17 protein-coding genes are annotated in these 24836 nt (G+C 69.6%); 15 read left to right on the top strand and 2 right to left on the bottom strand.

Features of this window, described 5'->3' with window-relative positions:
• Window positions 1–22: 22 nt before the first annotated feature.
• A complete protein-coding gene (locus ACSVC7_RS12130) occupies window positions 23–3172 on the bottom strand; it encodes a class I SAM-dependent DNA methyltransferase (RefSeq protein ID WP_448208302.1) in 3150 nt (1049 codons plus the stop codon).
• A gap of 860 nt (window positions 3173–4032) precedes the next feature.
• On the opposite strand from ACSVC7_RS12130, the gene cas3g reads away from it, so the two are divergent.
• The 14 genes from cas3g (at window position 4033) to ACSVC7_RS12060 (ending at window position 22689) form a co-directional block, all read left to right on the top strand.
• Entirely contained in the window at window positions 4033–6777 is a 2745-nt protein-coding gene (gene cas3g, locus ACSVC7_RS12125; protein ID WP_448208301.1) for a type I-G CRISPR-associated helicase/endonuclease Cas3g, read from the top strand.
• Complete coding sequence (locus tag ACSVC7_RS12120) at window positions 6774–7538, top strand: hypothetical protein (protein ID WP_448208300.1); 765 nt, start codon at window positions 6774–6776, stop codon at window positions 7536–7538. The genes cas3g and ACSVC7_RS12120 overlap by 4 nt, the downstream gene beginning before the upstream one ends.
• On the top strand, window positions 7535–8635 hold the full coding sequence (gene cas7g / locus ACSVC7_RS12115) for a type I-G CRISPR-associated RAMP protein Csb1/Cas7g (protein ID WP_448208299.1): 1101 nt from the start codon (window positions 7535–7537) through the stop codon (window positions 8633–8635). Before ACSVC7_RS12120 ends, cas7g begins: the two co-directional genes overlap by 4 nt.
• Window positions 8635–10755, top strand: a complete 2121-nt coding sequence (csb2, locus tag ACSVC7_RS12110; RefSeq protein WP_448208298.1) for a type I-G CRISPR-associated protein Csb2 — start codon at window positions 8635–8637, stop codon at window positions 10753–10755. The genes cas7g and csb2 overlap by 1 nt, the downstream gene beginning before the upstream one ends.
• A 186-nt stretch (window positions 10756–10941) precedes the next feature.
• Entirely contained in the window at window positions 10942–13677 is a 2736-nt protein-coding gene (locus ACSVC7_RS12105) for a PD-(D/E)XK nuclease family protein (protein WP_483508315.1), read from the top strand.
• The gene (locus ACSVC7_RS12100; protein ID WP_448208295.1) at window positions 13674–16961 is read left to right on the top strand and encodes a UvrD-helicase domain-containing protein; all 3288 of its coding nucleotides are present in this window, start codon (window positions 13674–13676) and stop codon (window positions 16959–16961) included. The genes ACSVC7_RS12105 and ACSVC7_RS12100 overlap by 4 nt, the downstream gene beginning before the upstream one ends.
• Window positions 16962–17341: 380 nt before the next feature.
• On the top strand, window positions 17342–17608 hold the full coding sequence (locus ACSVC7_RS12095; RefSeq protein WP_448208294.1) for a site-specific integrase: 267 nt from the start codon (window positions 17342–17344) through the stop codon (window positions 17606–17608).
• A gap of 344 nt (window positions 17609–17952) precedes the next feature.
• Window positions 17953–18213, top strand: a complete 261-nt coding sequence (locus tag ACSVC7_RS12090) for a type II toxin-antitoxin system VapB family antitoxin (RefSeq protein WP_448208293.1) — start codon at window positions 17953–17955, stop codon at window positions 18211–18213.
• Entirely contained in the window at window positions 18213–18608 is a 396-nt protein-coding gene (locus tag ACSVC7_RS12085) for a type II toxin-antitoxin system VapC family toxin (RefSeq protein WP_448208292.1), read from the top strand. Before ACSVC7_RS12090 ends, ACSVC7_RS12085 begins: the two co-directional genes overlap by 1 nt.
• 165 nt (window positions 18609–18773) lie before the next feature.
• A complete protein-coding gene (locus ACSVC7_RS12080) occupies window positions 18774–19109 on the top strand; it encodes a tyrosine-type recombinase/integrase (protein ID WP_448208291.1) in 336 nt (111 codons plus the stop codon).
• 230 nt (window positions 19110–19339) lie between these two features.
• Window positions 19340–20671: a C4-dicarboxylate transporter DctA gene (gene dctA, locus ACSVC7_RS12075; RefSeq protein ID WP_448208290.1), complete on the top strand. Its 1332-nt coding sequence runs from the start codon at window positions 19340–19342 to the stop codon at window positions 20669–20671.
• Window positions 20672–20675: 4 nt separating this feature from the next.
• Entirely contained in the window at window positions 20676–21476 is an 801-nt protein-coding gene (locus ACSVC7_RS12070; RefSeq protein ID WP_448208289.1) for a cyclase family protein, read from the top strand.
• Window positions 21473–21940 carry a lipocalin-like domain-containing protein gene (locus ACSVC7_RS12065; RefSeq protein WP_448208288.1) on the top strand — a complete coding sequence of 156 codons (468 nt, stop codon included), beginning with the start codon at window positions 21473–21475 and terminating at the stop codon, window positions 21938–21940. The genes ACSVC7_RS12070 and ACSVC7_RS12065 overlap by 4 nt, the downstream gene beginning before the upstream one ends.
• Window positions 21941–22050: 110 nt before the next feature.
• Complete coding sequence (locus ACSVC7_RS12060) at window positions 22051–22689, top strand: GntR family transcriptional regulator (protein ID WP_448208287.1); 639 nt, start codon at window positions 22051–22053, stop codon at window positions 22687–22689.
• A 262-nt stretch (window positions 22690–22951) separates the two neighbouring features.
• On the opposite strand, the gene ACSVC7_RS12055 is transcribed toward ACSVC7_RS12060, so the two are convergent.
• Window positions 22952–23254 carry a hypothetical protein gene (locus tag ACSVC7_RS12055; protein ID WP_448208286.1) on the bottom strand — a complete coding sequence of 101 codons (303 nt, stop codon included), beginning with the start codon at window positions 23252–23254 and terminating at the stop codon, window positions 22952–22954.
• On the opposite strand from ACSVC7_RS12055, the gene ACSVC7_RS12050 reads away from it, so the two are divergent.
• Window positions 23247–24563, top strand: coding sequence for a calcium-binding protein (locus tag ACSVC7_RS12050; RefSeq protein WP_448208285.1), 1317 nt, complete (start codon window positions 23247–23249; stop codon window positions 24561–24563). The genes ACSVC7_RS12055 and ACSVC7_RS12050 overlap by 8 nt on opposite strands.
• Window positions 24564–24836 lie beyond the last annotated feature (273 nt).

Here is a 24836-nt window from a genome sequence, read left to right as displayed (position 1 = left end):
TCGGCGTTCCCTGTTTCGGCAATCAGGCGGCCTGGGCCGCGATCGCATCGGACGCGACGCGCAGGCGTTCGAACATGCGGTTGGTGATGACGTAGCGGAAGGAGAGCTGCCGGCGGTCGGCCTCGGGATGCGGGAGAGGCCGCTTGCGACGCTTCGCCGGGGCTCCGCCGGAACCGCCGAACAGAGCCAGTTCGCGTTGAAGCGGCGGCAGGCGGGTGAAATGGAAGCGGAGCTGCCGCGGATCGTCCGCCGCCTTGCGGCGCGGCTTCGCGGTCATGGGCTGGGCCGCGGCCCGGTCGAGGTTGAGGGCGAGCAGGCGGCGCAACGCCTCCTCGTCCGGCAGGTCCGCCGGCCAGCCATAGGCCGCCGCCACCGCCGCGTCGAGATCCCGGTGCGCCATGCGCAGCCAGTCCGGCGGATCGTTGTAGAGGTTGGTCAGCGTGCGCTTCTTCAGGATGGCCGCAGCCTTGGCGTCACGGGGAACGATGCGGTCGGGGAAGCCCTCCACCACCTCCGGCACGCGGTCCACGAGGTCGGCCGGATTCAGCCACGCCTCGCGCCGGTCGTTCAGCCATTTCGCGGCGTCGGCGATGGCCTGCGCGCGCGGGTCCGAGGCGTAGGCGTTCGCCGGGCGGTCCGGCGTCAGGCCATCGGGGAAGGGGAAGGTTTCGAACCCCATGCGTGGTGTGTACTGAGGATCGTTTCCGACACCATGGCTCCCTCCAAGACGGCGGCTCCAGATTTCATGGAACCGGGAATGCAGGATGCCGAAGGTGGTGTCGTCCTCCCGTGCGATGACGACAAGGCGGCTGTCGGGCATCACGCAGGAAGCTTGCCAGACAAAGACCCTGTGACGTGATACGCGCGGCGTTGCGATGCATCGGGGCATTGGATGCAAGGCTTCCTTCATTTCCGTCCCGCTTCGCCCCAAGCGCCACCAATTTTTCCGGCGTGAGGCATCCCGATTGCGCTCGCGAAAGGGCTTGGCGTGTATCCGGAGATGCTTGAATGGTTCTTCATAACCGCAGGCGTCCCGCTCCACCATTTCCGCAAAATCGATGATCCAGGTGTCGGATGGTCGGCGCATCAGGTCCATGCCGTTGACAAGGGGACGCAAAACATCGGCATTGGGGCGACCGTTCGGATTTTGGGGAGCGTTCAGCCACGGCCGGGCAACGTCGCCGCTCACGTCAAAGGGACCAACTTTGACGGGCCCCTGAAAGCAGACCCGTCGGTTGGTTACGAGGGGCTTTGCCGCGGTCACGTCCACCCCGCCCCCCGTCAGGTCGGCGAAGATTTCGGGCACCTCGCGGCCGTCCAGGCGCGGCGTCTCGTCCATCCCCTTCGGCCCGAAGCAGACCAGCGAGACGCGGACGGCTGCACCGTTCAGTTCCCACGGCTCGTCGGACCAGGCCTCGAAGATCGTGCCGGTGTCGCGGATGCGGTCGAGCACCGCGCGGTTGGCCCCGCCGCGGATGGAGTTGGTGGCGACCAGCCCGGCGCGCTTGGCCTTTCCGTCGGCGATCATCGCGCGCGCCTTCTCGAACCAGTAGCAGACGAGATCCGCGGCGTCGGGCACCCGGCCCGCGTAGATGGAGCGGATGCGCGTCGTCTCGCCCTCGCCGAGCGCCCGCAGCATCGCCTTGTTGCCGAGAAAGGGCGGATTGCCGACGATGGCGTCGGCCGGCGGCCATTCGGCCTCTCCGCCGATGGGCGTCGTCAGGGCGTTACCATAGCGGACGGTTTCCAGCGACTTCAGCACCGGGTCCTTGGGCGGCGCGTCGCCGTGGTTGAGGCGCCATTGGATTTCGCCCATCCAAACCGACACCTGCGCCAGTTCGTAGGCCAGCGGGTTGACCTCGATGCCCTTCACCGCTTCCGGCCCGATCAGGGCGAAGCTGCGGCCGAAGCCCAGCGCCTCGCCCTCGACGAGCACCGCATGCTCCAGGTCCTTCAGCGCCATCAGCGCGAGATAGAGGAAGTTCCCCGATCCGCAGGCGGGATCCAGCACGCGGAAGGTGCGCAGCCGTTCCAGAAAGGCGTTGTAGGCGACCTCCGCCTTCCGCCGTGCTTTCTGCCGCGTCGAGGGAGCCCCGGTGCGGGCGGCGTCCAGATGACCGAGGATCGTGGCGCGGGTCTCCTCCCAGTCGCGGCGGAGCGGCCGGATGACCACGGGTTCGATCAGGCGTTCGATGATCGCCGAGGGGGTGTAGTAGACGCCCACCGCGCCGAGGGACTCGCCGGCCATATTGCGGTGCTCGATGGCGCGGGCCAGTTCGCCGCGCCGCTCCGGCGTCAGGCCGCGCTCGAACAGCGTGCCCATGATCGAGGGGTCGATGTCCGACCAGTCGAGCGCCGCGGCTTCCCGCACGGCGGCGATGTCCTCGGCGGGGAGGGGCAGGGCGGTGGCGTCGTTGAACAGCCCGCCGTTGAACCACTGCACCTCCTCGAAGCCGATCTCGCCGCCCTTGCGCATCGCTTCGAACAACTGCGCGGCCTTGGGGGCGAAGCGCTCCGGCCGGCGGGCCGTGTTGTCCAGCAGGCGCGAGAACAGCCGCTCGCGCAGCAGCCCGACGCTTTCCGCGAACATGCAGAAGACGAGACGGATCAGGAAATGCGCCACGTCTCCGGGCGGGTGCCCGCGCCGCTCCAGCCGGGCCGCAAGCGCTGCGAAGCGGGCGGCGGCCTCCTCGGTCAGCGCCTGGCGGGTGCGCACGGGCTTCAGCCGGTCGGGGTCGCTGAACGCCCATTTCAGGATCAGCCGCTTGTCGGGGTCGAGCAGGTCCGCCGCGCCGATCTCGTGCACCTGCGACACCACATAGGTCCAGTTCGTGTGCACCCGGAAGCGGCGCAGGTCGGACACGATCAGCAGCGGCGGGTTCCCCAGCGCCGGAGCGTAGCGCTGCAACTGCGCGAAGGCTTTGTCCAGGTCTTCGCCGGGACTCTTGTACTCCCAGGCGAAGCGGTCCTTGCGCCAGACGTCCGCCCATCCCGGTCGCCCGCCAGCCTGCGCCACGCGCCGCTCGAAACAGTAGGTCTCGCCGGTTGGATCGGCGTCCGTCGGCGTCGGCTCACCGAGGAGTTTGCAAAGGTCGGCAAAGTGATCGTGCGCCGCCTGACTCTCGGTCAGAGTGGTGGCGCCCCATTTGCGAACAAAGCATTCGGCATGCATGTGAATACCGCAAGCAATCGCATACGAGTGCATGACGGAGTTCCGGCATGCAGACGATTGTGCGGCGATAATAATTTACGGTTTCTTTCCAAAATTGGCGATGCGGCCTGAATATTCTTTCGAAGACTCTTTTGTGTGGTCTGTGTTGGGGCGTGTGCAGAAGCTGATTTTCCTCAATACAGACCACTTTTCATAACTGTGGCGCACCATATGTTGTAGGAAGGGGTGTTCCTGGCTGCTCTTCCCGGGCGGAAACGCCCGGGCCTCGTTGAAGCGTCGGAAGTGCATGTGTCGGAACGCCACGTGTTTAAGTGCTCCGGCATCGCCCTCTGAATCCTTTTCAGGAGCACCCCACCACCGTTCTTGGAACTGAGCGTCCATGGTGGCTGCTATGGAAGTTCGTCGGAAGTGGATGAGTTGTAACACGTAGAGTGCTGAAACCCATTCCGGTGGCATATGCCCTTGGAACCGCAGGCAGCCCCCCAACTTCGCTGACCATGGGCCGGAGCCACGCCCATGCAGGAGAAAACGGAGCGTGCCATGCTGCGCATCAGGCATTGGGCAATGGAGATCGCCTCGCGTGTCCAAGGGGCTATGGGCTTGTCGTGGAAGAAGGGGCTTTGGAGTGTCCACTGCAATGCCGAATGCAACGCTCGCATGAGCTTTGGCGCATCCAGCCGGTCCGGAGGGTCAAAAGGGCAAGGTTCAATCTCGAGGTATTCGCACACGAACAGAAAAGCCAAGCAGATTGGACCTAGGGAAGCAGGTCCCGGCCTCAGGCGCATTCAAAAATAAACCGCGTCCAAATGAGGCGAATTGCCTCATTGAGATACGACATTTATCTGAGGCAAGGATGGCGCATGGACAACGAAAACATGCGGTCCTGGCTCTCCTCGGCCTTCCATGCCCTGCACGGACAGGACGTGGACCCCTTCCCTTGGCAGGAAGAAGCCTTCCGCCGCCTGACCGCCGGGGAGCCGCTTGGCCCGGTGGACGTGCCGACGGGGCTTGGCAAGACGGCCATCATCACCGTTTGGCTGCTGGCGTTGGCGTGGCATCGCCTTGGGCGCGGGGCGGCTGTTCCGACCCGCCTTTTCTACGTCGTCAACCGCCGCGCCGTCGTCGATCAATCCTCTGAAGAGGCTGAGCGGCTTCGGGAAAGGCTCAACGACACAACGGACCCCGTAATCCGCGACCTCCGCGCCGCCCTCGACTTGAGCGACGGGGAAGAGTTGCTGGTGTCCACCCTGCGCGGGCAGCGGGCGGAGAACCGTGACTGGATGACCGATCCCGCCCGTCCGGCCATCGTGGTGGGCACGGTGGACATGGTGGGCAGCCGGCTCCTGTTCTCGGCCTATCGTGCGAAGCCGTGGCTGCGGGCGCTGTATGCGGGGCTGATCGGGCAGGATGCCCTGATCGTCCATGACGAGGCGCATCTGGAACCCGCCTTCGACGCGCTGATCCGGTCGGTCGCCGCGATGCAGGGCGAGACCGGGGGCGAGGCTGGAGGCGCTCCGGTCGCGAAACCTCTGCGCGTTCTGTCGCTGTCCGCGACCTTGCGCAGGGATGCGGCGGAATCACCTTCGCTGTTCGACACCGACGCCCATTTGAAAGACGACGAGGCCCAGCGACGCCTGGAGGCCAAGCGCGCTCTCGACCTTCAGGAGGTGAAGCCAGCCGACCTTGCCGGGGCGATGGCGGAGCGCGCCCTGTTGCTGGGCGACGTGCCGGACGTGCGCGGCGTCATCGTCTTCGCCAATCGGCCCGACACCGCGATGGCCGTCGCGGCAAAGCTGCGCAAGTCCGTTGGGGACACGCGGGTAGCGGTGCTGACCGGGCGCATGCGCGGGCATGAGCGGGACCAATTGGTCGGGACGCCGGCTTTTGCCGCCTTCCTTCCCAACCAAGCCGGTCCGGAACACCCCCTGGACGGCGCGGCCTTCCTGGTCGCCACCTCGGCCGGCGAGGTGGGGATCGACCTCGACGCCACGCACCTCGTTTCCGAACTGGCGACGCTGGACGCGATGGCGCAGCGCTTCGGACGGGCGAACCGCCGGGGCGCCGGCGCCGCCAGCCTGTCCGTGCTGTGGACGAGCGCGCACACCGATCCCAGGGAAACGCTGGGCGAACAGCGGGCGCGCACCCTGGCCCTGCTTGAAACGCTGGGCGGCGATGCCTCGCCGCTTGCCATGGCGGGTTGCCTGAAGTCGGCGGAGGCACGGCTCGCCATGGCGCCCGCCCCGGACATCCTGCCGCTGGAGCCCTCCCTTGTGGAAAACTGGGCGCAGACCAGCATTCCCGACCGCGACTTTTCCGCCCGCCCCGACGTTGAACGCTGGCTGCACGGGCTGGAGAAGATTGAACCGGAGGTGACGCTGGTGTGGCGCGCCGAGGTGGCCGTCCTCGCCGACCCGGCCTTCCGCGTGTCCGACCGTCTGCTGGAGCGCGCCGTGGAGGCCATGCGCCCGGCCCCGCGCGAACGGCTCCGCCTGCCGCTGTCCGCGGCCCGAGACGCGCTGGCGCGGTTGGGGCGGCGCCTGAAGGACGACGCGGTTGCCTCCCGCATCCTTCTGTCGGTTCCCGGCCACGCGCCGGAAGTGCGCGCGGTGGCCCTGGGCGCCCCGGACTTGCAGCAGGACGTGAAACCCGGCACCACCCTGTTCCTGCCGGTCGAGGCTGGCGGGCTGGGTCCGGACGGGCATCTCGACCCCGCCGCCGGTCCGCGGGACCGCGCCGAACTGGACGTCGCCGACCCGGACGAGAAAGGCTGCCGCGATCTCGACGGCCTGAAAGAGCTTCGCCTCGTGCTCGACGGCACGGACAAGATCATGGACGTGCTTTCGCCGCAGTCGGCGGAGGCGACCAGTCCCCTCATTGGCAAACCGTTGAAAAAGCTCTCCCTTGGCCTGCGCGAACTGCTGCGCGTGCCGCTGAAGCCGCGCGGGGAGGAGGGGGAGGACGGGAGCGACGAGTCCACTCCGCAGGCCCTCGTCTATCTGGTGCGCACGCGCGAGGCGGTGCAGGACTCTTCCTCGCTGGCCACCGGGCCGGTCCATCTGGGGCCGCACAACAAGGCTGTCGGCGCAAAGGCGCGGATGTTCGCCACGCGTCTCGGCCTGCCGGCGGCGTTGTGCGAAGCGCTTGGGATGGCCGGGGAGCGTCATGATCTCGGCAAGGCACGGCCGGTGTGGCAGCGCGCCATCGGCAACACGGGGTTCGGCCCGGCCAGCCCGCCCGACACCGCGCTCGCCAAGTCCGGCACCGGCGAACGCGCGGAAGCGCTGGGCGGCTTCCGGCACGAGCTGGCCTCGCTGTTGGACGCGGCCGACGACCCGGAGGTGACGTCCCATCCGGAGCGCGACCTGATCCTGCACCTGATCGCCACCCATCACGGGCGCGGCCGCCCCGGCTTCACCTTCGACGCCTTCGACAAGGGCGGGGACCGCAGCCTGTCCGACCACGAGAACGCGCTGGACGAGCAGGAATTGCGCTTCCATCGCCTGCAACGCCGTTTCGGCCCCTGGGGGCTGGCGTGGCTGGAGGCGGTGCTGCGCGCCGCCGACTGGGCGGTGTCCCGCGACCAGAAGGGGGAGGGCGCCCCATGACCGGAAGCCGCACGGAAATCCCGCTGGACCCCCGCAACCCTGGGCAGGTCTTCGCGGCCGTCGGCCTGCTGGAACTGCTCGACCGCATCGCGCCCCGGCTGGAGCCGCGCGGCGGATTCGACCTGACCGGCGCGCCCGTCTTCGTCATCGAACTGGCCGGCAACGCCCACCCGGTGCGCGTCGTCCTCGACGCCCTGCGGGACGCGACGGTGGAGGTGGCGCCGCCCGCCCCGGATGACGCCACGGCGCCGCTCGACCTGTGCCTGCCGGGTGGGGCTTCCGTCCGGCTCGACCTGTGGGCCGGGCTCGACAGCCGCATCAAGATCAAGACCTGGGCCGGACAGCAGACCTCGCGCATCATCACGCAGGCGCTGCTGGACGCCATCCGCCAGGGGATCGCACCCTCGGACGAGGCGCTGGGCGCGCCCTTCGATGCCGGCCTTCCCTTGACCGGGCGGTTCGGCTTCGACCCGCGCTCCGCTTGGACGGCGCGCGACGCCGGCTATTCCCCCAACGAGCAGGGCGACGCGGTGCAGACCTACCCGCTGGTCGAACTGCTCGCCGCCGTGGGCCTCCAGGAGGCCCGGCCCGACCGTGCGCTGCGCTACCGATTGCAGTCCCGGCTGCTTCCGGCCCCGCTGGCCCGTGCCGCGCTAGCCGGGGCGCTGGGCCGGGGCGGCGGCCCGTCCTTCCGCTTCTCGCTCGCCAAACGCGGCAGCTATCTCTTCTTCGAACAGGCCCGGGAGGAATCCTCGCCATGAGCACCGTCACGACCGACGCCATCGCCTTTTCCGACGACCTCGCCCGGTCCTGGCTGGCGGGTGGTCCCGACGCCCCCTCCGCCCTGGTCTACCGGGAGTTCCTGGCCCCGGCGGAAGGACGCGGCGAACCCTTCTTCCCGCCGACCTTCGCCGGGGAGGAGGGCGGCTCCGGCTACAACATCGACACGCTGTCGGACGGGTCGCGCGTGGCGCTGGTGGACAGCCACGGCGCGCAGGCCAACCGGATCGAGCCGCTGTTCAAGGATCCGCCGCTCGCCGCCCTGGTGCCGAAGGTGACGGTGACCGCCGGCGACAAGACGGTGGATTTGCTGGACGCCGGGCACCGCGCGGCGGACGCCATCGTGCGCTTCTCCTCCCTGGCCGGCGCGCTGAACGACGCCTTCCGCGCGTGGCGCGACCGGGCGGACGCGCGGCCGTTGGCGAAGGTCGCGCCGACCTCGCTCGTCTTCGGCGCGTGGGACAGCCGCGACACCCAGGCGAAGCTGCCGCGCGTCCTGTCGGCGGTGGTGCGCGCCTATGACGTGGAGGTGCTGACCCGCTCCGCCCAGTACATCCCGGCGCTCGACTATGTGGCGTCCGGCGCGGTGGACGAGCCGCAGGACAAGAAGGAGCGCGACCGGCTGGCCGAATGGGGGCTGAACCCGGTTCCGTCGTCAGGCTCCCACGGCGGCGTGATCGCGCGCGGCGACATCGTGCGCACGGTCAGCCTGAACCTCGCCGCGCTCCGCCGCCTGCGCGCCGGGTCCGATGACGGGGCGGACGGCGAGCCGCTGCGCCTCTATGTCCTGGGGCTGGCGCTGGCCTCCGGCACGGTTCCGCTGGACGGCTGGTACCGCCAGGGCTGCCAGCTCGTCCGCGACACCGCGCCGCGCGAGGAGCCGAACGCCGTCTGGCAGGCGGTCTATCCGGACGGCACCCGCCGGACGATCGATCTGGCGCCCGCGGCGGTGCTCGCCTTCGCCACCGCGGCGGCCGGCCGCTTCGGCGTCGGGGAACCGGTGACGGCCGAGTTCAGCGGCGCCAAGGCCCGCGAGAAGATGGGCGAGGACAAGAAAGCGAAGAAGGGGCGGGGCTGATGCCCGCGACCGAATCCCCCACGGCCGATTCGCTGTGGCTGTCGGTCGCCGTGCGCTTCCTGCACGGCCGCTTCCACGGCCAGGGCGACGGGGGGCGGCGGGAATGGCCGCCGTCGCCGGCCCGCCTGTTCCAGGCGCTGGTCGCTGCCGCCGGCGCCCTGCCGGAGGACGAGAAGCCGGAAGCGGCGCGGGCGCTCCTGTGGCTGGAGGGCCGGCCGCCGCCGGTCATCCAGGCCGACCCCGCGCCGGCCGGCAACCCCTACGCCCTGGCCGTGCCCAACAACGACGGCGACCTGCCGGCGCTGGCCTGGGCCAAGGGGCAGGAGCCGAAGGACCAGCAAAAGCCCGAAGCCCTGCGCACGCTGAAAACCGTGCGCGCCAGCCTCGTGGAGGACGTGCCCGTCACCTACCACTGGCCGCTGGACCCGGCCGATGCGGAATCCGCCGCCGCCATCGCCCGCTTGGCGAGGCAAGTGACGACGCTGGGCTGGGGGATCGACGCCGTTGCGGTCGATGGATCGGTCGCGAACGACCCGCCGTCGGCAACCGGCAGCCTTTGGAAGCCGGGTTCGGGATCGTCGCCGTTGCGGGTGCCGGCGCCGGGCTTCCTGGCGGCGCTGGACCGGCGGCACGCGCTGTTCCACGACCGGCTGGACCGGCGGGGTCGGGCGATGCGCAGCCCGCCGCCGGTGACCGGCTTCGCCGTCGCCCGCTACGCGGCGCCGGGCGAGGCGGAGCCCGCGCCATGGCTGGCCTACCGCCTCACCAATGGGGACGGCGGTTTCGTCCTGGTGCCGGACGCGGCGCTTCCGTCGCTGGTCGATGCGCTCCGCGAACGGCTGGAGCGGGTGCTGGGACCGCAGCGTGCCGCCCTGGTGGCGCTCTGCCCGCTTCCCTCACTCGGCCACCGGCATGCCGACGGCGCGGTCCGGCGCCTGCTGGCGGTTCTGCCTCCCGGTTCCGGTAAGCGTGCCGTGGAGGAATTGGACTTCGCGCTCGACCGGGCATCGCTGACGGTCGCGGAGACCGCCTTCGTTCTGGAGCGGGACACGCCGGAGGACAGTCCCTTCCTCGGCCTGGCCGTCGCGCCGGACGGCGCCCACCCGACGGTGGGGCGGCTGTGGCGCAGCGTCTTCGCCCTGCGTCCGGCGACCGGCAAGGCCACGCCCCAGGCGGTCCGCACAGCCGTCCTTCACGCGGCTTCGGAGGCGGGGATCGCGCCTGGGCGCATCGCGCATCTGCGCACGTTCCGGCCGCCGCCCTGGCCGCACCGGCCGGCAGCCGGCCCCGGTGCGCTGCATGTCGAACTGGAACTGACCGCGCCGCAAGACGGTCCCCTGGTGCTGCGGTCCCCGCAGGTAGCCGGGGAAGGCGGATTGCCGGCGCTGTTCGCGACGGCGCCGCTGCCGACCATGGCGCGCTTCGTCCTGGCCGGGCGGGACCGGCCGCCGGTGGAGGACACGGCCCTCGTCGCCGACCGCTTCCGGCGGGCCGCGCTGGCCATGTGGGGGCATGATGCCGGGCCGGTTCCGGCGGTGCTGGGCGGCCACGACGCCAAGGGCCGCCCGCTGTCCGACCCGGCGCACACCCACATGTTCTGGCTGGCCGAGGACGCCGACGGCGACGGCCGTCTCGACCATCTGGTCGCCTACGCCCGCCACGGCCTTCCGGCACCCGTGCGGGATGCGCTGGACCGCCTGAACCGGGTGTGGCTGTCGGACGGCCGGGAATGGCGGACCGCGCTTGAGGGCTTCGGCGGACCGGACGACTTTCCGGATTGCCGCCTGACCGGAGCGGCGCGGCACTGGGTCAGCCTGACGCCGTGGTACGCTCCCTGGCACGCCAAGCCGCGTTTCGGGGCCGAGGAGATGATCCGTCGGGAACTGCTGCTGCGCGGCATCGTCCGGAAGGAGCAGGCGGACGCCTTGCGGGTCGAGGAGACCGACGCCCTTGCCATGCCCGCGCCCGGCCATCCGGTCGCCCTCTTCCGGCGCCGGTCCGGGCGCCGCGGGCCGCAGGGGAAGGCCTTGCGCATCACCCTGCCGGCAACCACGTCCGGTCCCCTGGCGCTTGGCGCGGATTGCCACTTCGGGCTGGGACTGTTCAGCCCGCAATGGTGATTGTGTCGCGGTGGCGTGTTCGGAAAGCTGTGCGCGCCGCTCCTTGATTTTCCCTGAGAGGAGGGGAAATCAGACATTGGGCAAGACATAGGGGGTGTGCGTCACGATGGCGCATGCCGTCTTGCTCAACTCTTTGTTCACCCGCTCCATCCACCATTCCCGCGTGCTCAACGCGGGGATGGACCCATGCGGATACTGTTCGGGTGGCATCTGGACGGGCCGTGTTGGCCGGAAACCTTCGACGGGTTGGATGCCAGCCTGGACACCGACGTTGTCGGACCCGCCGGGCTGATCCGCCTTCTGGAGACCCGGCTCGGGCTCGCGGGGCCGGAATCCTCCCCGGCTCTGCGCATCGCGCAGTATCTGGCCCGGCTGCGCGCGGTCGACGACGGGCAGCGCTTCTTCAGCCGCTCCCTGGCGGCTGACGGATGGTCCGTCGCCCGCTTGCTGCTGGGTTGGCGCGACGCCCTGGTGGAGGCGGGCTGGACTGGGGCGGGCTGGACCGGGGCGGTTCCGAGTGGCGGTCCGCGGCTCGACATCCTGGCGGAGGTTGAACGCGCGCCCGGCGCGCTGGCTCCTGGACAGGGCGAACGTCTGCGCGCCGTCGTTGATGCCTTGGCGACCCTGCGACGCCCGCCCCTGGAGGAACTGCGGCTCGCCACCCCGGAGGACCTTCTGCCCGAGCCGTGGCACGGCTTGCTGCGGCGGCTGGAGGCCTGCGGCACCACCGTTCGCCGCTGCCGCGAACCGGAGCCCGCCACCGACGGTGACCTCGCGGGCCTTGCGCGGCGTCTGACCGGCGGTGCCGGCGATGCCGCGTGGCGGGACGACGGCTCCGTCACGGTGCTGGAGGCCGACGACGAATGGCTCGCGGCAGAGGCCGTGGCCGGCTGGCTGGCCGCGGCGCCCGGGAACAACCCGCAGGACAACCAGGATGGCAACCGGGGCGTGGTGATCATCCGCGGCCAGCGCACCATGCTGCTGGACGAGGCCTGCTCCCGGCTGGGCCTGCCGCGCGTCGGCGGGGCGGGGCGGTCGCGCTGGCGCGCCGCCGTCCAGGTCCTGCCGCTGGCTTTCGCCACGGCTTGGGACCCCATCGATGTCCACCGCCTGATGGAGCTGCTGACCCTGCCGCAGTCGCCGATCCCGCCGGGCGTGGCCGAGGCCTTCGCGGCGGCTTTGCAGGAAGCTCCCGGCATCGGCGGCCCGGCTTGGCAGGAGGCGTGGCGCACCGCCGGGGAGCGCCGCCGCGAACGCCTCGCGGAGCGTGGCCTGGACGGAACCGACCTCGCCCGCCGCTTCGCCGAGGAGGAGCGCGACTGGCGCGGCTGGCTGGAGGCGCCGCGCTTCGACGAGGCCGACGGCATCCCCGCGCCGGCCGCCACAGCCCTGTGCCGCCGCGTGGCCGGTTGGGCGGCGGGTCGCGCCCGGCTGGGTGATGAGATGCTGACCACCGTCGCCGCGCAGGCCGAGGCGATGGCCGAGGTGGTCGCCGCCAGCGGGCTGGCGCGCATTCCGAAGCCGCAGATCGACCGCATGCTGGATTCGGTGATCGCCGACGGGGCCGCCGTCCCGGCCGGCGGGGCGGAGGCGGCACCCTGGACGGTGGTGGACGGGCCAGGGCAAATCTGGGGGGCGGCGCGCACGGTGCTGTGGTGGGGCTTCCTCGACTCCGGCGTCGCGGCGCCCGCCGCGCCGTGGAGCGCCGCCGAACGGGCCGCCCTCGCCGCCGCCGGATGCCTGCCGGAACCGGCCACGAACGCGTTGCGCCGCGAGGCCTGGGCGTGGCGCTTGCCCATTCTGAACGCCGCCGAGCGGCTGGTCCTGGTGAAGCCCCGCACGGTTGCCGGCGAACCCGCGGCGGCCCACCCGCTGTGGCACGAGATGGAGCCGCTTCTGCACGATCGGGGCTGCACCGTGCAGGCCTCCGCCCTGCTGCGGTCGGAGCGCGTGCCGCTGGCCGGGCGCGTTATGGAGCGCGCCCCCCGGGACGGCGGCCGCCCGCCGGAGCCGCGCCGCCTGTGGCGCGTGCCGGCCGGCGCCGTGCCGCCGCGTGAGCGGGAGTCGGCGACCAGCCTGAATCGCCTGCTCGGCTGCCCCTTCGCCTGGGCCTTGAAGTACGGGGCGGGCGTCCGGCCCGGCGCGCTGCGCCGGATCCCGGACGGTGCGCGGCTCGTCGGCACGCTGGCGCATGCGGTCCTGGCGGAGTTGTTCACCGAGCGTCCGGCTTGGGCTCCCGACGCGGCGGCGGGGCGCGCGGCCGCCCTGTTCGACCGCCTGCTGCCGGTGCTGGCCGCCCCGCTCCTGCGGCCGGGCCAGGGGCTGGAGCTGGAGCGCGCCCGCGCCGCGGTGGCCGACGCCGCGCGCACCCTGGCCGGCCTGATCGAAGAGGCCGGCCTGACCGTGCGCGGGTGCGAGCTGCGCTTCGAGGCCATGCAGGCGGACGCCGTCACGGTCGACGGCACCGTGGACATGCTGCTGGAGGACGGAGCCGGGCGCCCGGTCATCCTGGACCTGAAATGGAGCCGATCGGACAAGCACCGCCGGCAGGAGATCGCCGAGGGGCGCGCCATCCAGCTCGCCGTCTATGCGCGGCTGGTGGGGGATCGAATGGCGGACGGGGGCGGGGCGTCCATCCCCGCCGGCTACGTCATGCTCGCCCAGCAGCGGCTGCTGTTCACCGCGCCGGCTCCGTTCCCGGCCCACGCCCACGTGCCGGGCAGCGACCTGCCTGAGGTCTGGCGGGCCGCCTGGGACAGCCGGCGCCACCAGCTCGACCGCCTGCGCCGGGGGGAGATCGTGGCGCCGGGCGTCGCCGATACCGGCGACGACGCGGCCGGGCCGCCGGCCATCGTCCTCAGCCCGCCATGCCGGATTTGCGATTACGGACGCCTGTGCGGCGTCGGGAGCGCCCAGCCATGACCACCCAGGCCGTGACCACCGATGCCGTGACCACCGATCCGTCTTCTCTCGCGGGCCTTTCCCCCATCGACGTGGTGACGGCGAGCGCCGGCACCGGCAAGACCCACCGGCTGACCACGGCCTATCGCGACGCCGTCGCCGCCGGCACCGAGCCGGGCCGCATCCTGGCGACCACCTTCACCCGCAAGGCGGCGGCCGAGCTGCTGGAGCGGGTGCGCGGGCGCCTGATCGCGGAGGGTCGGGGCGACGCCGCGCGCGATGCCCTGACCGGGGCCATCGGCACGGTCAACGCCGTTTTCGGCCGCATCGCCGGGGACTTCGCCCTGGAGGCCGGGAGCTCGCCGGTCGCCGACGTGATCGGCGAGGACCGCATGGCCACCCTGTTCGCCGCGGCAGCCGACGCGGTCATCCGCCGCCACGGACCCGGCATCGAGCCTGCCGCGTGGCGCCTGCGGGTGGAGGATTGGCGCAAGCTCGTGCGGGAGGTGAGCGCCTCCGCCCGCCAGAACGCCATCGCCCCGGCGGATCTGGCGGCGTCCGCCGCCCGCTCGCTGGACGGCCTGCTGACGCTCCTGCCGCCGCCCGCGGCGGACGGCGCGGCGCTCGACGACGCCTTGCGGGGGGCCGTTCTGCAGGCCATCGCCGCCATTGAGGGAGACGGCGAAACCACGGTCAAGAAGACGCTGGAGGCGCTTGCCCTGCTGAAGGAGGCCGCGGCGACGCTGGCGACCGGCCGGCCGCTCGCCTGGGCGGAGTGGGCACGCCTGACCAAGCTCGACGCGGGCGCGCGGTGGAAGGGCGTGGCCCAGGCCGTTGCCACCGCCGCCGAGGCGCACGCGCGCCATCCCCGCCTGCACGCCGACTTGCGCGCGCTGGTGGAGGGCGTGTTCCGCTGCGCGGCCGAGGCCATGGCCGACTACGAGCGCTTCAAGCGCACCCAGGGGCTGGTCGACTTCGTGGACCAGGAGCTGGAGGCTCTGGCCATGCTGCGCAGCCCCGACATGCGCAGCCGGCTGGCGGAGCGGTTCGAACTGGCGCTGGTGGACGAATTCCAGGACACCAGCCCGATCCAGCTGGCGCTGTTCCTGGAATTGGCCGGGATCGTGCGGCGCTCCGTCTGGGTCGGCGACGCCAAGCAGGCGATCTACGGCTTCCGCGGCACCGACCCCGAACTGATCCGCGCCGTCGTCGCCCAGGTGCCGCCCGCGACCGGGGGCCGTCCGGAACGGCTGCCGCGCAGCTACCGCTCACGCCCCGGGCTGGTGGCCTTCCACAACGACCTGTTCGGCGCCGCCTTTCCGCCCACCGGCATCCCGCTCGACCAGACCATCGTCGCCGAATGCCAGCGCACCGACCCGCCTGACGAGCCCCCGCCGCTGGAGGTCTGGACGCTGGAGGGCAAGAACTGGGACAAGGCGCTGGCCGCGCTCGCCCGCGGCGTGGCGAATCGGCTGGCAACGGCGGATGGGGACTACCCGCCAGAGGATCCCTGCTTATCCGGATCCGACATCGCCGTGCTGTGCCGGTCGAACGAGCGGTGCGCCGCCGTCGCCAAGGCCTTTTCCGCCGCCGGCCTGAAGGTCGCCATCGGGCGCACCGGGCTGATCGCGACGCCGGAAGCCGGGCTGGCGCTGGCCGCCCTGCGCTATCTGGTCGATCCCGGCGACACGCTGGCGATGGTGGAAATGGCCCACCTGTTCGCCGGCGTCGATACCGATGACGGCGGGCAGCCGGGCTGGCTGGAGGCATGGCTGGCTCCGGACGCGGCCCGGCGCGCGCGGGAGACGTCGCCGGTCCTGCGCGCCCTGGACGCGGCGCGCGCCCGGCTGCTGCACCTGACCCCGGTGGAGGCGCTGGAGGTGGCGATCACCGCCGGCACGGTGACCGATGCCGTCGCGCGCTGGGGCAGCGCGGCGGAGCGGCTGGCCAACCTCGACGCCCTGCGCGGCCTCGCCCGATCCTACGAGGACGACTGCCGTGCGCGCCGCGCCGCCGCGACCGCGGGCGGGCTGATCGGTTTCCTGGAGGAGGTGGAGAAGGGCGGCGAGCAGCCCCCCAGCAGCGACCGTGACGCTGTCCAGGTGATGACCTACCACCAATCCAAGGGGCTGGAGTGGCCGGTGGTCATCCTGCTCGACCTCCAGGGCGGGCCGGAGCCGTCGGCCTTCGGGCTGACGGTGGAAGGGCCGGCGAACGAACTTGGGGGTGGAGTCGATCCCTGGCGTCCGCTGGATGGGCGCTGGCTGCGGTTCTGGCCCTGGCCCTACGACCAGCAGCGGGCGCGGATCCCGTTGGCCGACGCGGCGGACGCCGCACCGGAGATGGCGGCGGCCCGCGTCCGCGCCCACGCGGAGGCCGTGCGGCTGATGTATGTCGGCATGACGCGCGCCCGCGACCGGCTGATCCTGGCGGCCCGCGCCAAGAAGGCCGGCGGGCTGGAAACGGACTGGCTCGACGCGCTGGTGGACGGGCAGGGGCAGCCGGTCCTGATGCTCCCAACGGCGCTCCTGGCCGAAAGCGGAGCGGTGACCATCCTCGCCGCCGGACACTCCCACCCGGCCACCGCCATGACCCTGGCCGCCCCCGACGAGGACAGCCCCGAGACCGGGCCTGCCGTCACGCCGGCGCTCTTCGCGCTGCCCGTGGGGCTGTCGCCCACCCCCGTTCATCCGCCGCTTCGCCTGTCCCCCAGCCACGCGGGCGCTCCGGTATCGCCGTCCACGACGACGACAAGCGCGCGCCCGGCGACGATCGCCCTCGGCGACCGCCTGCCGCTGGCGGGAGCGGTGGACATGACGCGCCTCGGCGAGGCCATCCACGCCTTCCTGGCCATCGATCATCCGGACAGCCCTCGGCCGGAACGGCTGGGCTGCGCGCAACGGCTGCTGGAGCGCTGGTCCGTCCAGGGCCTCGCCGCCGAGCCTCTGGTGGAGGCCGGCGACCGACTGTGGCGCGCCCTGGCGCGGCTTTGGCCGGGCTCCGGCTGGCGCACGGAGGTGCCGGTGCACGGGCGGGTCGGGCTGCAGCGGGTCAACGGGCGCATCGACCTGCTGGTGGACGCCGCCGACGGGCTGGTGATCCTCGATCACAAGGCCTTTCCGGGCCCCTTCGACCAGTGGACCGCCCGCGCCCTGGCGCACGCGCCGCAGCTAGCGCTCTACCGCCGCATGGTGGAAGCGGCGACGGGCCGTCCGGTGCACGGCTGCTTCATCCACATGCCGGTGGTCGGGACGCTGCTGGATTTGACGCGCGAGACCGAACCGATCCGTGAAGGCGCTTCGTGAAGGTGCCAGACGGCCCGTTCCGAGTCAGGAGCCCGCTCCCGTCTTGTCTTTGAAATACCGATGCGATCCCTTGCGCCTGCAAACAAGGCCGTTTCGCGCTCTGGCTTCATATCAGCTTGGTGAAGCCGTCTAGGGACAAAGCCGTTGGGTTGGGGAATTTGCCCATCGCCAAGAAAATCGACGTCCTGCCGACACTCATCGACGCGCCGCAGCCCGTCGGGGCGGGCAAAGCGGGGGCTGTGCCTTGCGCGCGATTCGTTGGTCCTCTAATCATCCGGCATCACCGTTGGCACACGAATGCATGCCTTGCGAGGAAACACGTCCTTGCCGGGCCATGGAGTGACGCCACGCCCTGAGCTCGTGCTCCCGGATGGTTATCAATGAACGTCGCCTCTGCCTGCACCGATTTCCTCGCCCATTGCCGGGTCGCCAAGAACCTGTCGGCGCACAGCCTGCGCGCCTACGCCATCGACCTGAAGGAGTTCGAGCGCTTCGCCGGCCCCGGCATCGAGATTGCCGCCGTCGACCGCCAGTTGCTGCGCCGCTGCAGCTGCGTATTCGATCCGGCAGTCCGTCAAACCCGAGGCTCGAGCGGTCAATGTTCAAGTTCGTCCTGGTCGGACAGGGCGGTGCCATTATGGCCGTAGCGGCTCACTTCCGCGCACGTCGGTCCCACGACCGATAGCTTTCGCTGGCGCCCGCCGCCTTCCGGCGATTTCTCAGCTTTCACAAACTCCCTGACTGATCGCGGGCGCGGAATTTTCCGGGTGCGATCCCGCCCCGCATTCCCAATGAAAAATAAAGTCGAATCAATACGTTAGCATTATTATAATACTGTTTATTGGAATAATTTCCGTCACTCAACGGCGCGCAAGCGCAGATTGCCGATAATGCGGCTTATCGGCGGCGGCGGGGCGTGCCGCCCCTTTCCTTCGCGCCGAAAGCCGCCTACCTTATGCAGAAATGGGATATCGTTTCTGTAGGATGCTGCATGTCGATCAACATCAAGAACCGCGAGGCGGACGCCCTGCTGGCCGAGCTGAAGGCGGCCACCGGCAAGGGCGCCTCGCAGCTCGTCCTCGAGCTGCTGCGCCGCGAGGCGCAGCGCCTGCGCGCCCGCCGGGTGCGCAGCGCCGACGACGCCGAGGCCCGCATGGCCCAGCTGCACCGCGAACTCGCCGCCCAGCCCGTCCTCGACCCGCGCTCGCCCGACGACATTCTCGGCTACGACGACACCGGGCTGCCGCACTGATGGTGATCGACACCTCGGCCATCATGGCCATCCTGCTCGCCGAACCCGACGCCGCCCTCTACGCCCGCGCGATCGGCGCCGCCGACGTCCGCCTGATCTCGGCCGCCACCGTGCTGGAATGCTCGATCGTGGCGATCGCCCGCTTCGGCACCGACGCCACCCTGGCCGCCTGGATGGCCGACCACGGCTTCGAGGTCGTGGCGGTCGATGCCGCCCAGGCCGGGCTCGCCCGCGACGCCTTTCTGCGCTTCGGCAAGGGCCGCCACCCCGCCGGTCTGAACTACGGGGACTGTTTTTCGTATGCCCTTGCCAAGGCAAGCAACGAGCCTCTGCTCTTCAAAGGCAACGACTTTCCTCTGACCGATCTCATCGCGGCCTTGGGGGCGCTGCAATGACGGGAGACGAGACGGCTCCGGAAGGAATTGAGCGATCTGGCGACGGCGTGCGGGAGGGCAGGGTGCTCAACGGTGCGCGCCGACGGCCGGCGCTGGAGCGGGCGCTCGCCCGGCTGGAGGGGGGCGGCCGACGCGCTCTGGCTGCAGGCAGGGCAGGGCGGGGCGGTGCTCGGGCCCCTGGCCGTGCGCGGTCCCGATCCGGGCCGGCGGGTGTCGGAGATCTTCAAACGGCGCGCTGAAGCGGCCGGGCTCGACTCGGCGCTGGTGTCCGGGCATTCCCTGCGGGTGGGCGCCGCGCAGGATCTCACGGCCGCCGGCTTTGGGCTGCCGGCCATCCAGCAGGCCGGCCGCTGGAAGAGCCCCGGCATGCCCGCCCGCTACGCCGCGACGATCGTGCCGAAGCAGGGCGCCATGGCCCAACTCGCCGGAAAGCAGGGCCGGCGGTGGTGGAGGTTCCCGCCGTCCGGTGACCGTGTCGACGCTGCCGGAAAAGCAACGTGACTCAGCTCAAATAACCTCCGATGAAACCCGCCGCTTCACGCGTCGCGCGTCGGCATGGCGTCATCCGCTCGCCCCCGGTTTCCTCCAATCGGCTTGTCTAATCCAAATTTTAGGGATAAAAATGATTTTGTCCACGTTGCGGTGCTCCGCTGGGCTTTGCGGCGCGGCGCCAGGCGGCACTCCATCGTCATCAAAAGAATAATCCGGCGCGTGTGCGCCGCGGAGGAACCGTGGAAAAGCCGATATACAAAACGCTGTATTTTCAGGTCCTGTGCGGACTCGCGCTCGGCGTGGTCGTCGGAGTGGTCGCACCGTCGTCCGCGGCTCAGCTGAAGCCTCTCGGCGACCTGTTCATCAAAAGCATCAAGATGCTGATCGCGCCGCTGATCTTCGTCGTGCTGACGGTGGGAATCGCCCAGCTGGGCGACTTGCGCAAGGTCGGCCGGATCGGCGGCAAAGCCTTCCTCTATTTCGAAGCGGTCACCACCGCCGCCATGCTTGTGGGCTTCGGCTTTATGTACCTATTCCAGCCCGGAGCGGGGATGAACATCGATGCCTCGACGCTCGACCCGTCGTCGGTCAAGGCCTACATCAAGGGGCCGGTCACCCTGTCCATCCCCGATTTTCTGCTGGGTTTGGTGCCCAACACCTTCGTCGGTGCCTTCGCCGAAGGCAACAGCTTGCAGGTGCTGGTCCTTTCATTGCTTTTCGGCACCGCCCTCGGGCACGTGGGCGAGGCCGGCACCCGGGTCACGGCCTTCCTGAACGACGTCGTCGGCATCCTGTTCCGCGTTGTCGCCATCGTCATGTGGCTGGCCCCCATGGCCGCCTTCGGTGCCATCGCCTTCACCGTCGGCCGCTACGGGGTGGGAACCCTGCTGTCCCTGGCCAAGATGGTCGGGACCGTCTACGCGGCCAACCTCGTGTTCGTCGCGGTGATCCTCGGCACGATCTGCCGGATGAGCGGCTTCAGCCTCTGGAAGTTCCTCAAATACATCCGCGAGGAACTGCTGATCGTCTTCGGCACCTGCTCCACCGAGCCCGTTTTCCCGGAGATGATGCGCAAGCTGGAGCGGCTGGGCTGTCAGCGGCCGGTCATCGGACTGGTGTTCCCGTTCGGTTACTCCTTCAATCTGGACGGAACGGTTCTTTACATTGCCATGGCCGTCGTCTTCATCGCGCAGGCCATCAACCAGCCTCTGGCTGTCGAGGACCTGGGCCTGATTTTGGCGATCATGACGGTGACCACCAAGGGCGTCGCCGGTGTTGCCGGCATCGGATTCGTGACCTTGGCGGCGACGCTGTCGCTACTCGGTGGCCTGCTGCCGGTGGAAGGCCTGGCGCTGCTCATCGGCGTCGACCGCTTCATGTCGGAAGCCCGCGCCATCACCAGCCTGGTCGGCAACGGTGTCGCCGTTCTGGCCGTGGCGCGCTGGAGCGACGCGGTCGACATGGCCACCCTGCGGGCGGAACTGGACCGCGGGAACAAGGCCGAAAGTGATCTCCAACGCGCCCCGGAAGACTGCGGCCGGGTTGCGGCAAGCAGCGAAGCGCGAGTCTGATGCCATGAGCCGAACCTTCATCGATCTGTCCGTCGCCCTGGAGAATGACCTGCCGGTGGACCGGCCGGGGAACGGCCCGGTCATCACCTATTTCGGCCATGCCGACACCTTCACCGCGCTCGCCCGGCCGTTTCCCGGTCTGACCGCCGGCGATCTTCCCGACGGCGAAGCCTGGGCGGTGGAGCGCATCGACCTGTCCACCCACAACGGCACCCACCTGGACGCGCCCTGGCATTTCGCTTCCACCATGAACAACGGCAAGCGCGCCGCCACCATCGACGAGATCCCGCTGGATTGGTGCTTCCGCCCCGGAGTGAAGCTGGATTTCCGTCATTTGCCCGACGGATACGTGGTGAGCGCCGCCGAGGTCGAGGCCGAACTGGCGCGGATCGGCCATCGCCTGCGCCCGTACGACATCGTGCTGGTCAACACCTCGGCAGCGGCACGCTATGGCCAGCCCGACTACCTGGACGCGGGCTGCGGCATGGGGCGGGAGGCGACCCTCTATCTGACCAGCCGAGGGGTGCGCATCGCCGGCACCGATGCGTGGTCGTGGGACGCACCGTTCGCGGCGACGGCCAAGCGCTACGAGGCGGCCAGGGATCCTTCCATCATCTGGGAAGGGCACAAGGCGGGGCGCGAGACCCAGTACTGCCACCTTGAAAAGCTCCACAACCTTGAGGCCCTTCCATCCACCGGTTTCACCGTCGCCTGCTTTCCGGTGAAAATCCGCGCCGCGTCGGCGGGCTGGACCCGCGCCGTCGCCATCCTCGACGATTCCGCGTCGGAAGGACGCGCACCATGACCACCATGCCAGAACGGAACCCCATGGCGCTGGTCGGCACCTGGACGCTGCGGGAGGCTTATGCGTGGGATGACAAGGGAGGGCACCTGGAGAACGTTTACGGACGGTCTCCCACCGGGTTCATCAGCTATGGCGCCGATGGCCGGATGATGGCGCTGATAACCCATGGCGAGCGCGCCCGCCTCGACGGCGACCGGCAGTCGGCTCCGGCGGAGCAACGGGCGGCAGCCTACGCCTCGTCGGTGGCCTACGCGGGAACCTATGAGTTCGATGGCGAGCGCGTCGTTCACCACGTCAAGGCGTCCACCTATCCCAACTGGGTGGGCACCGACCTGGTGCGTTTCGTCCGTTTCGGCGAGGATCATATCAGCCTGCGAACGGCCCCGCAGATGCAGAACGGCGTGCGCAGCGTGTTGGAGTTGATTTGGCAACCGGTCGGAGCCACCATACGGCCGCATTCATGAGGCGGTCCGCACCGAACATGCTTCAATCAAGCAAACCCGACCACACCACAGCGTCGCCCGGGGACACATCGCCCGGCAATGGCACCTCGCTCATCTCCTCGGAGTTGGCGTTGCAGCGCCTGACCGGCGATTTGGTCAGCGGGGAATTGCGACCGGGGGCGAAACTGAAGCTGCGCGAACTGATCGAGCGCTACGGCATCGGGGCTCACCCCCTGCGCGAGGCGTTGGCCCAATTGGCTGCCCGCGGGCTGGTGGTGTTCGAGGGGAACAAAGGTTTTCGCGTTCCCCCCGTCAGTCAGGCGCAACTGCTCGACATCACCGGGTCGCGCCAGATCGTCGAAGTCGCCGCCTTGAAGCTGGCCATGGAGCATGGCGGCGAGGCTTGGGAAGAGGAAATTTTCATCAGCTTCGGCCTTCTTCGGCGCGAGATCGAGCGCCGGGTTTCGACATCGCAGCAATGGCTGAATGCTTACGAAGACCGCCACCATCGCTTTCATCGCGCTTTGATCGCGGCTTGCCCCTTGGTCTCGCTGAAGAGCTTCTGCGACGACCTCTACATTCAGAAAACCCGGTACCGCCGCCTGCTCAAGGAGAAAGGCTACTCTGAGGACATCGGTATCGCCGGGCACGAAGAACTGATGCGTCTGGTCCTGACTCGCGACGCGGACGCAGCCGCGGCAGCGCTGCATAATCACATTGCCCTTACTGTCACCGCGTTGCTCGACCGTCTGGCGACGGGCAGTCTCTGATACGACTCCATCGGGTTCCGTTGGACGTTGGTGCAGAAAGGCTGGCTTGTGGCGGTTGCGAGGGGGAGCGGGTAAAGAAGCGGCCCCGCTGAAGCCGAGCCCATCACAAACTGGGGGCAGCGCCGGAATCCGTAGCACCTGGGAACGTCAACGACGATCTTGGTCAGCTTATCCAAGGCCGCTTTTCCGCCCGCCCGATCCGGCCGGCCGCCAGGGCTGCCCCCAGTTTGTGATGGGCTCGGGATACAGTACAACACCCACGTCATTCCCAATCCTCAGCCGGAGACAGACCCGGCCGGTCATAGCTTGCCCGGCTCCACACCCTCATGCTCGACAGCCCCCTCAGCGGAGTCGCCTTTTCACCAGGCAAGGCATCGCTCATCAACCCATGATTGTTTTGCGCAACGACGTTTTCGCCAACCAACGGGGTATTGCCTTCAACAATATCGCCTTTATAGACGTTGTTTTGTAATTTAGATACGATAAGTTGTTTATACTGGTGGCTTGTGCTACTTCGCGAATGGTTTGATTTTGATGCTTTCTGGGGGAGGGGAGCGATGGCCAACCTGCTAGGCAATTCGGGGAACGACACGCTGGTCGGCGGCATTGGTAACGACACGCTGGACGGTGGCGCCGGCAACGACAGTCTGGTGGGCGGCACCGGCAACGACACGCTGGACGGCGGCAGCGGCAACGATGTGTACGTCGTCGACAGCCCCGGCGATGCCGTCACCGAGGCGGCCAACGCGGGCACCGACGAGGTGCGCACCAGTCTGGCCACCTACACGCTGAGCACCAACCTCGAGACCCTGACCTTCACCGGCTTGGGCGCGTTCAGCGGCACCGGCAACACCGGCGACAACCAGATCACCAGCGGCGCCGGCAACGACACGCTGGACGGCGGGGCCGGCAACGACACGCTGGATGGTGGCAACGGCAACGATGTGTACGTCGTCGACAGCGTCGGCGACGTCGTCACCGAGGCGGCCAACGCGGGCACCGACGAAGTGCGCACCACGCTCGCCTCCTATACGCTGAGCACCAACCTCGAGACCCTGACCTATGTGGGTTCCGCTGCATTCGTCGGGACCGGCAATGCCCTGAACAATATGATCACCGGCGGGACCGGCGACGACACGCTGCTCGGCGACGACGGCGACGACTGGTTGGACGGCGGGGCCGGGGCCGACCGGTTGTTTGGCGGCGCGGGGCGCAATCACGTGACCTACCAGTCGGCCACCGCCGGCATCGGTGCGTCGCTGTACACCGGTTCCGGCTGGCTGGGCGAGGCGGCCGGGGACGTCTTCAGCTCGATCGAGGACGTCATCGGCTCCGGCTTCACCGACGACATCCGCGGCGATGACCAGGACAACTGGCTGGTCGGCTTCGGCGGTGACGACACGCTGGTCGGCAACGGCGGCCAGGACGCCATATTCGGTGGGATCGGCAACGACAGCGTGGACGGTGGGGCGGGCGACGACACGCTGCTCGGCGACGACGGTCCCGACCCGCTCGTCGGCGGCAACGACACGCTGAGCGGCGGTGCCGGCAACGATTTCCTGATAGGTTGGAGCGGCAACGACGTCCTCGACGGCGACGCGGGCAACGACACGCTCTACGGCGTCTGGGACGCCGACACCCTGATCGGCGGAAGCGGTGCCGACCTTTTCTGCTTCGCCGCCGACAGTGGCTTCGACCGGATCGGGGACTTCAACGCGGCCGATGGCGACCTTATTGGTGTGGCGCCGGGCATGTCCTGGACGGTGACCGCGAGTGCCGAAGGAGCGTTGGTCAGTTTCGGCACCGGAGCCAGCGTGCTCCTGGTCGGTGTCAATTCCGCCACGGTCTCGGCCAGTTGGATCACCACCGCGTGAGGGCTTTCTGCCGCGGTGTTGGTGCATGGAGATGGGCGGCCGGTCTGTTCGTCCTTTCTGCCGCCGGTTACACGGTGCGCACGTACGTGGAGCAAAAGTCCGGGCAGTCAGGCCGTGGCTGATCGCGTTCTGACGAGATCGGGCAGGTAGGGAGCGTCGACTCCGAACACGCCGAGACGGTGGCCGAGATAGTCCCAGAAGGAGACGCTGAGCTTGGCGCAGGTCAGCAGCAGGCTGGCGAAGACATCCCGGCCGTCACGCCCCTGATCGGAC

This window comes from Azospirillum mesophilum, from assembly GCF_053470405.2.
This window is presented reverse-complemented; position numbering and strand designations above follow the sequence as displayed.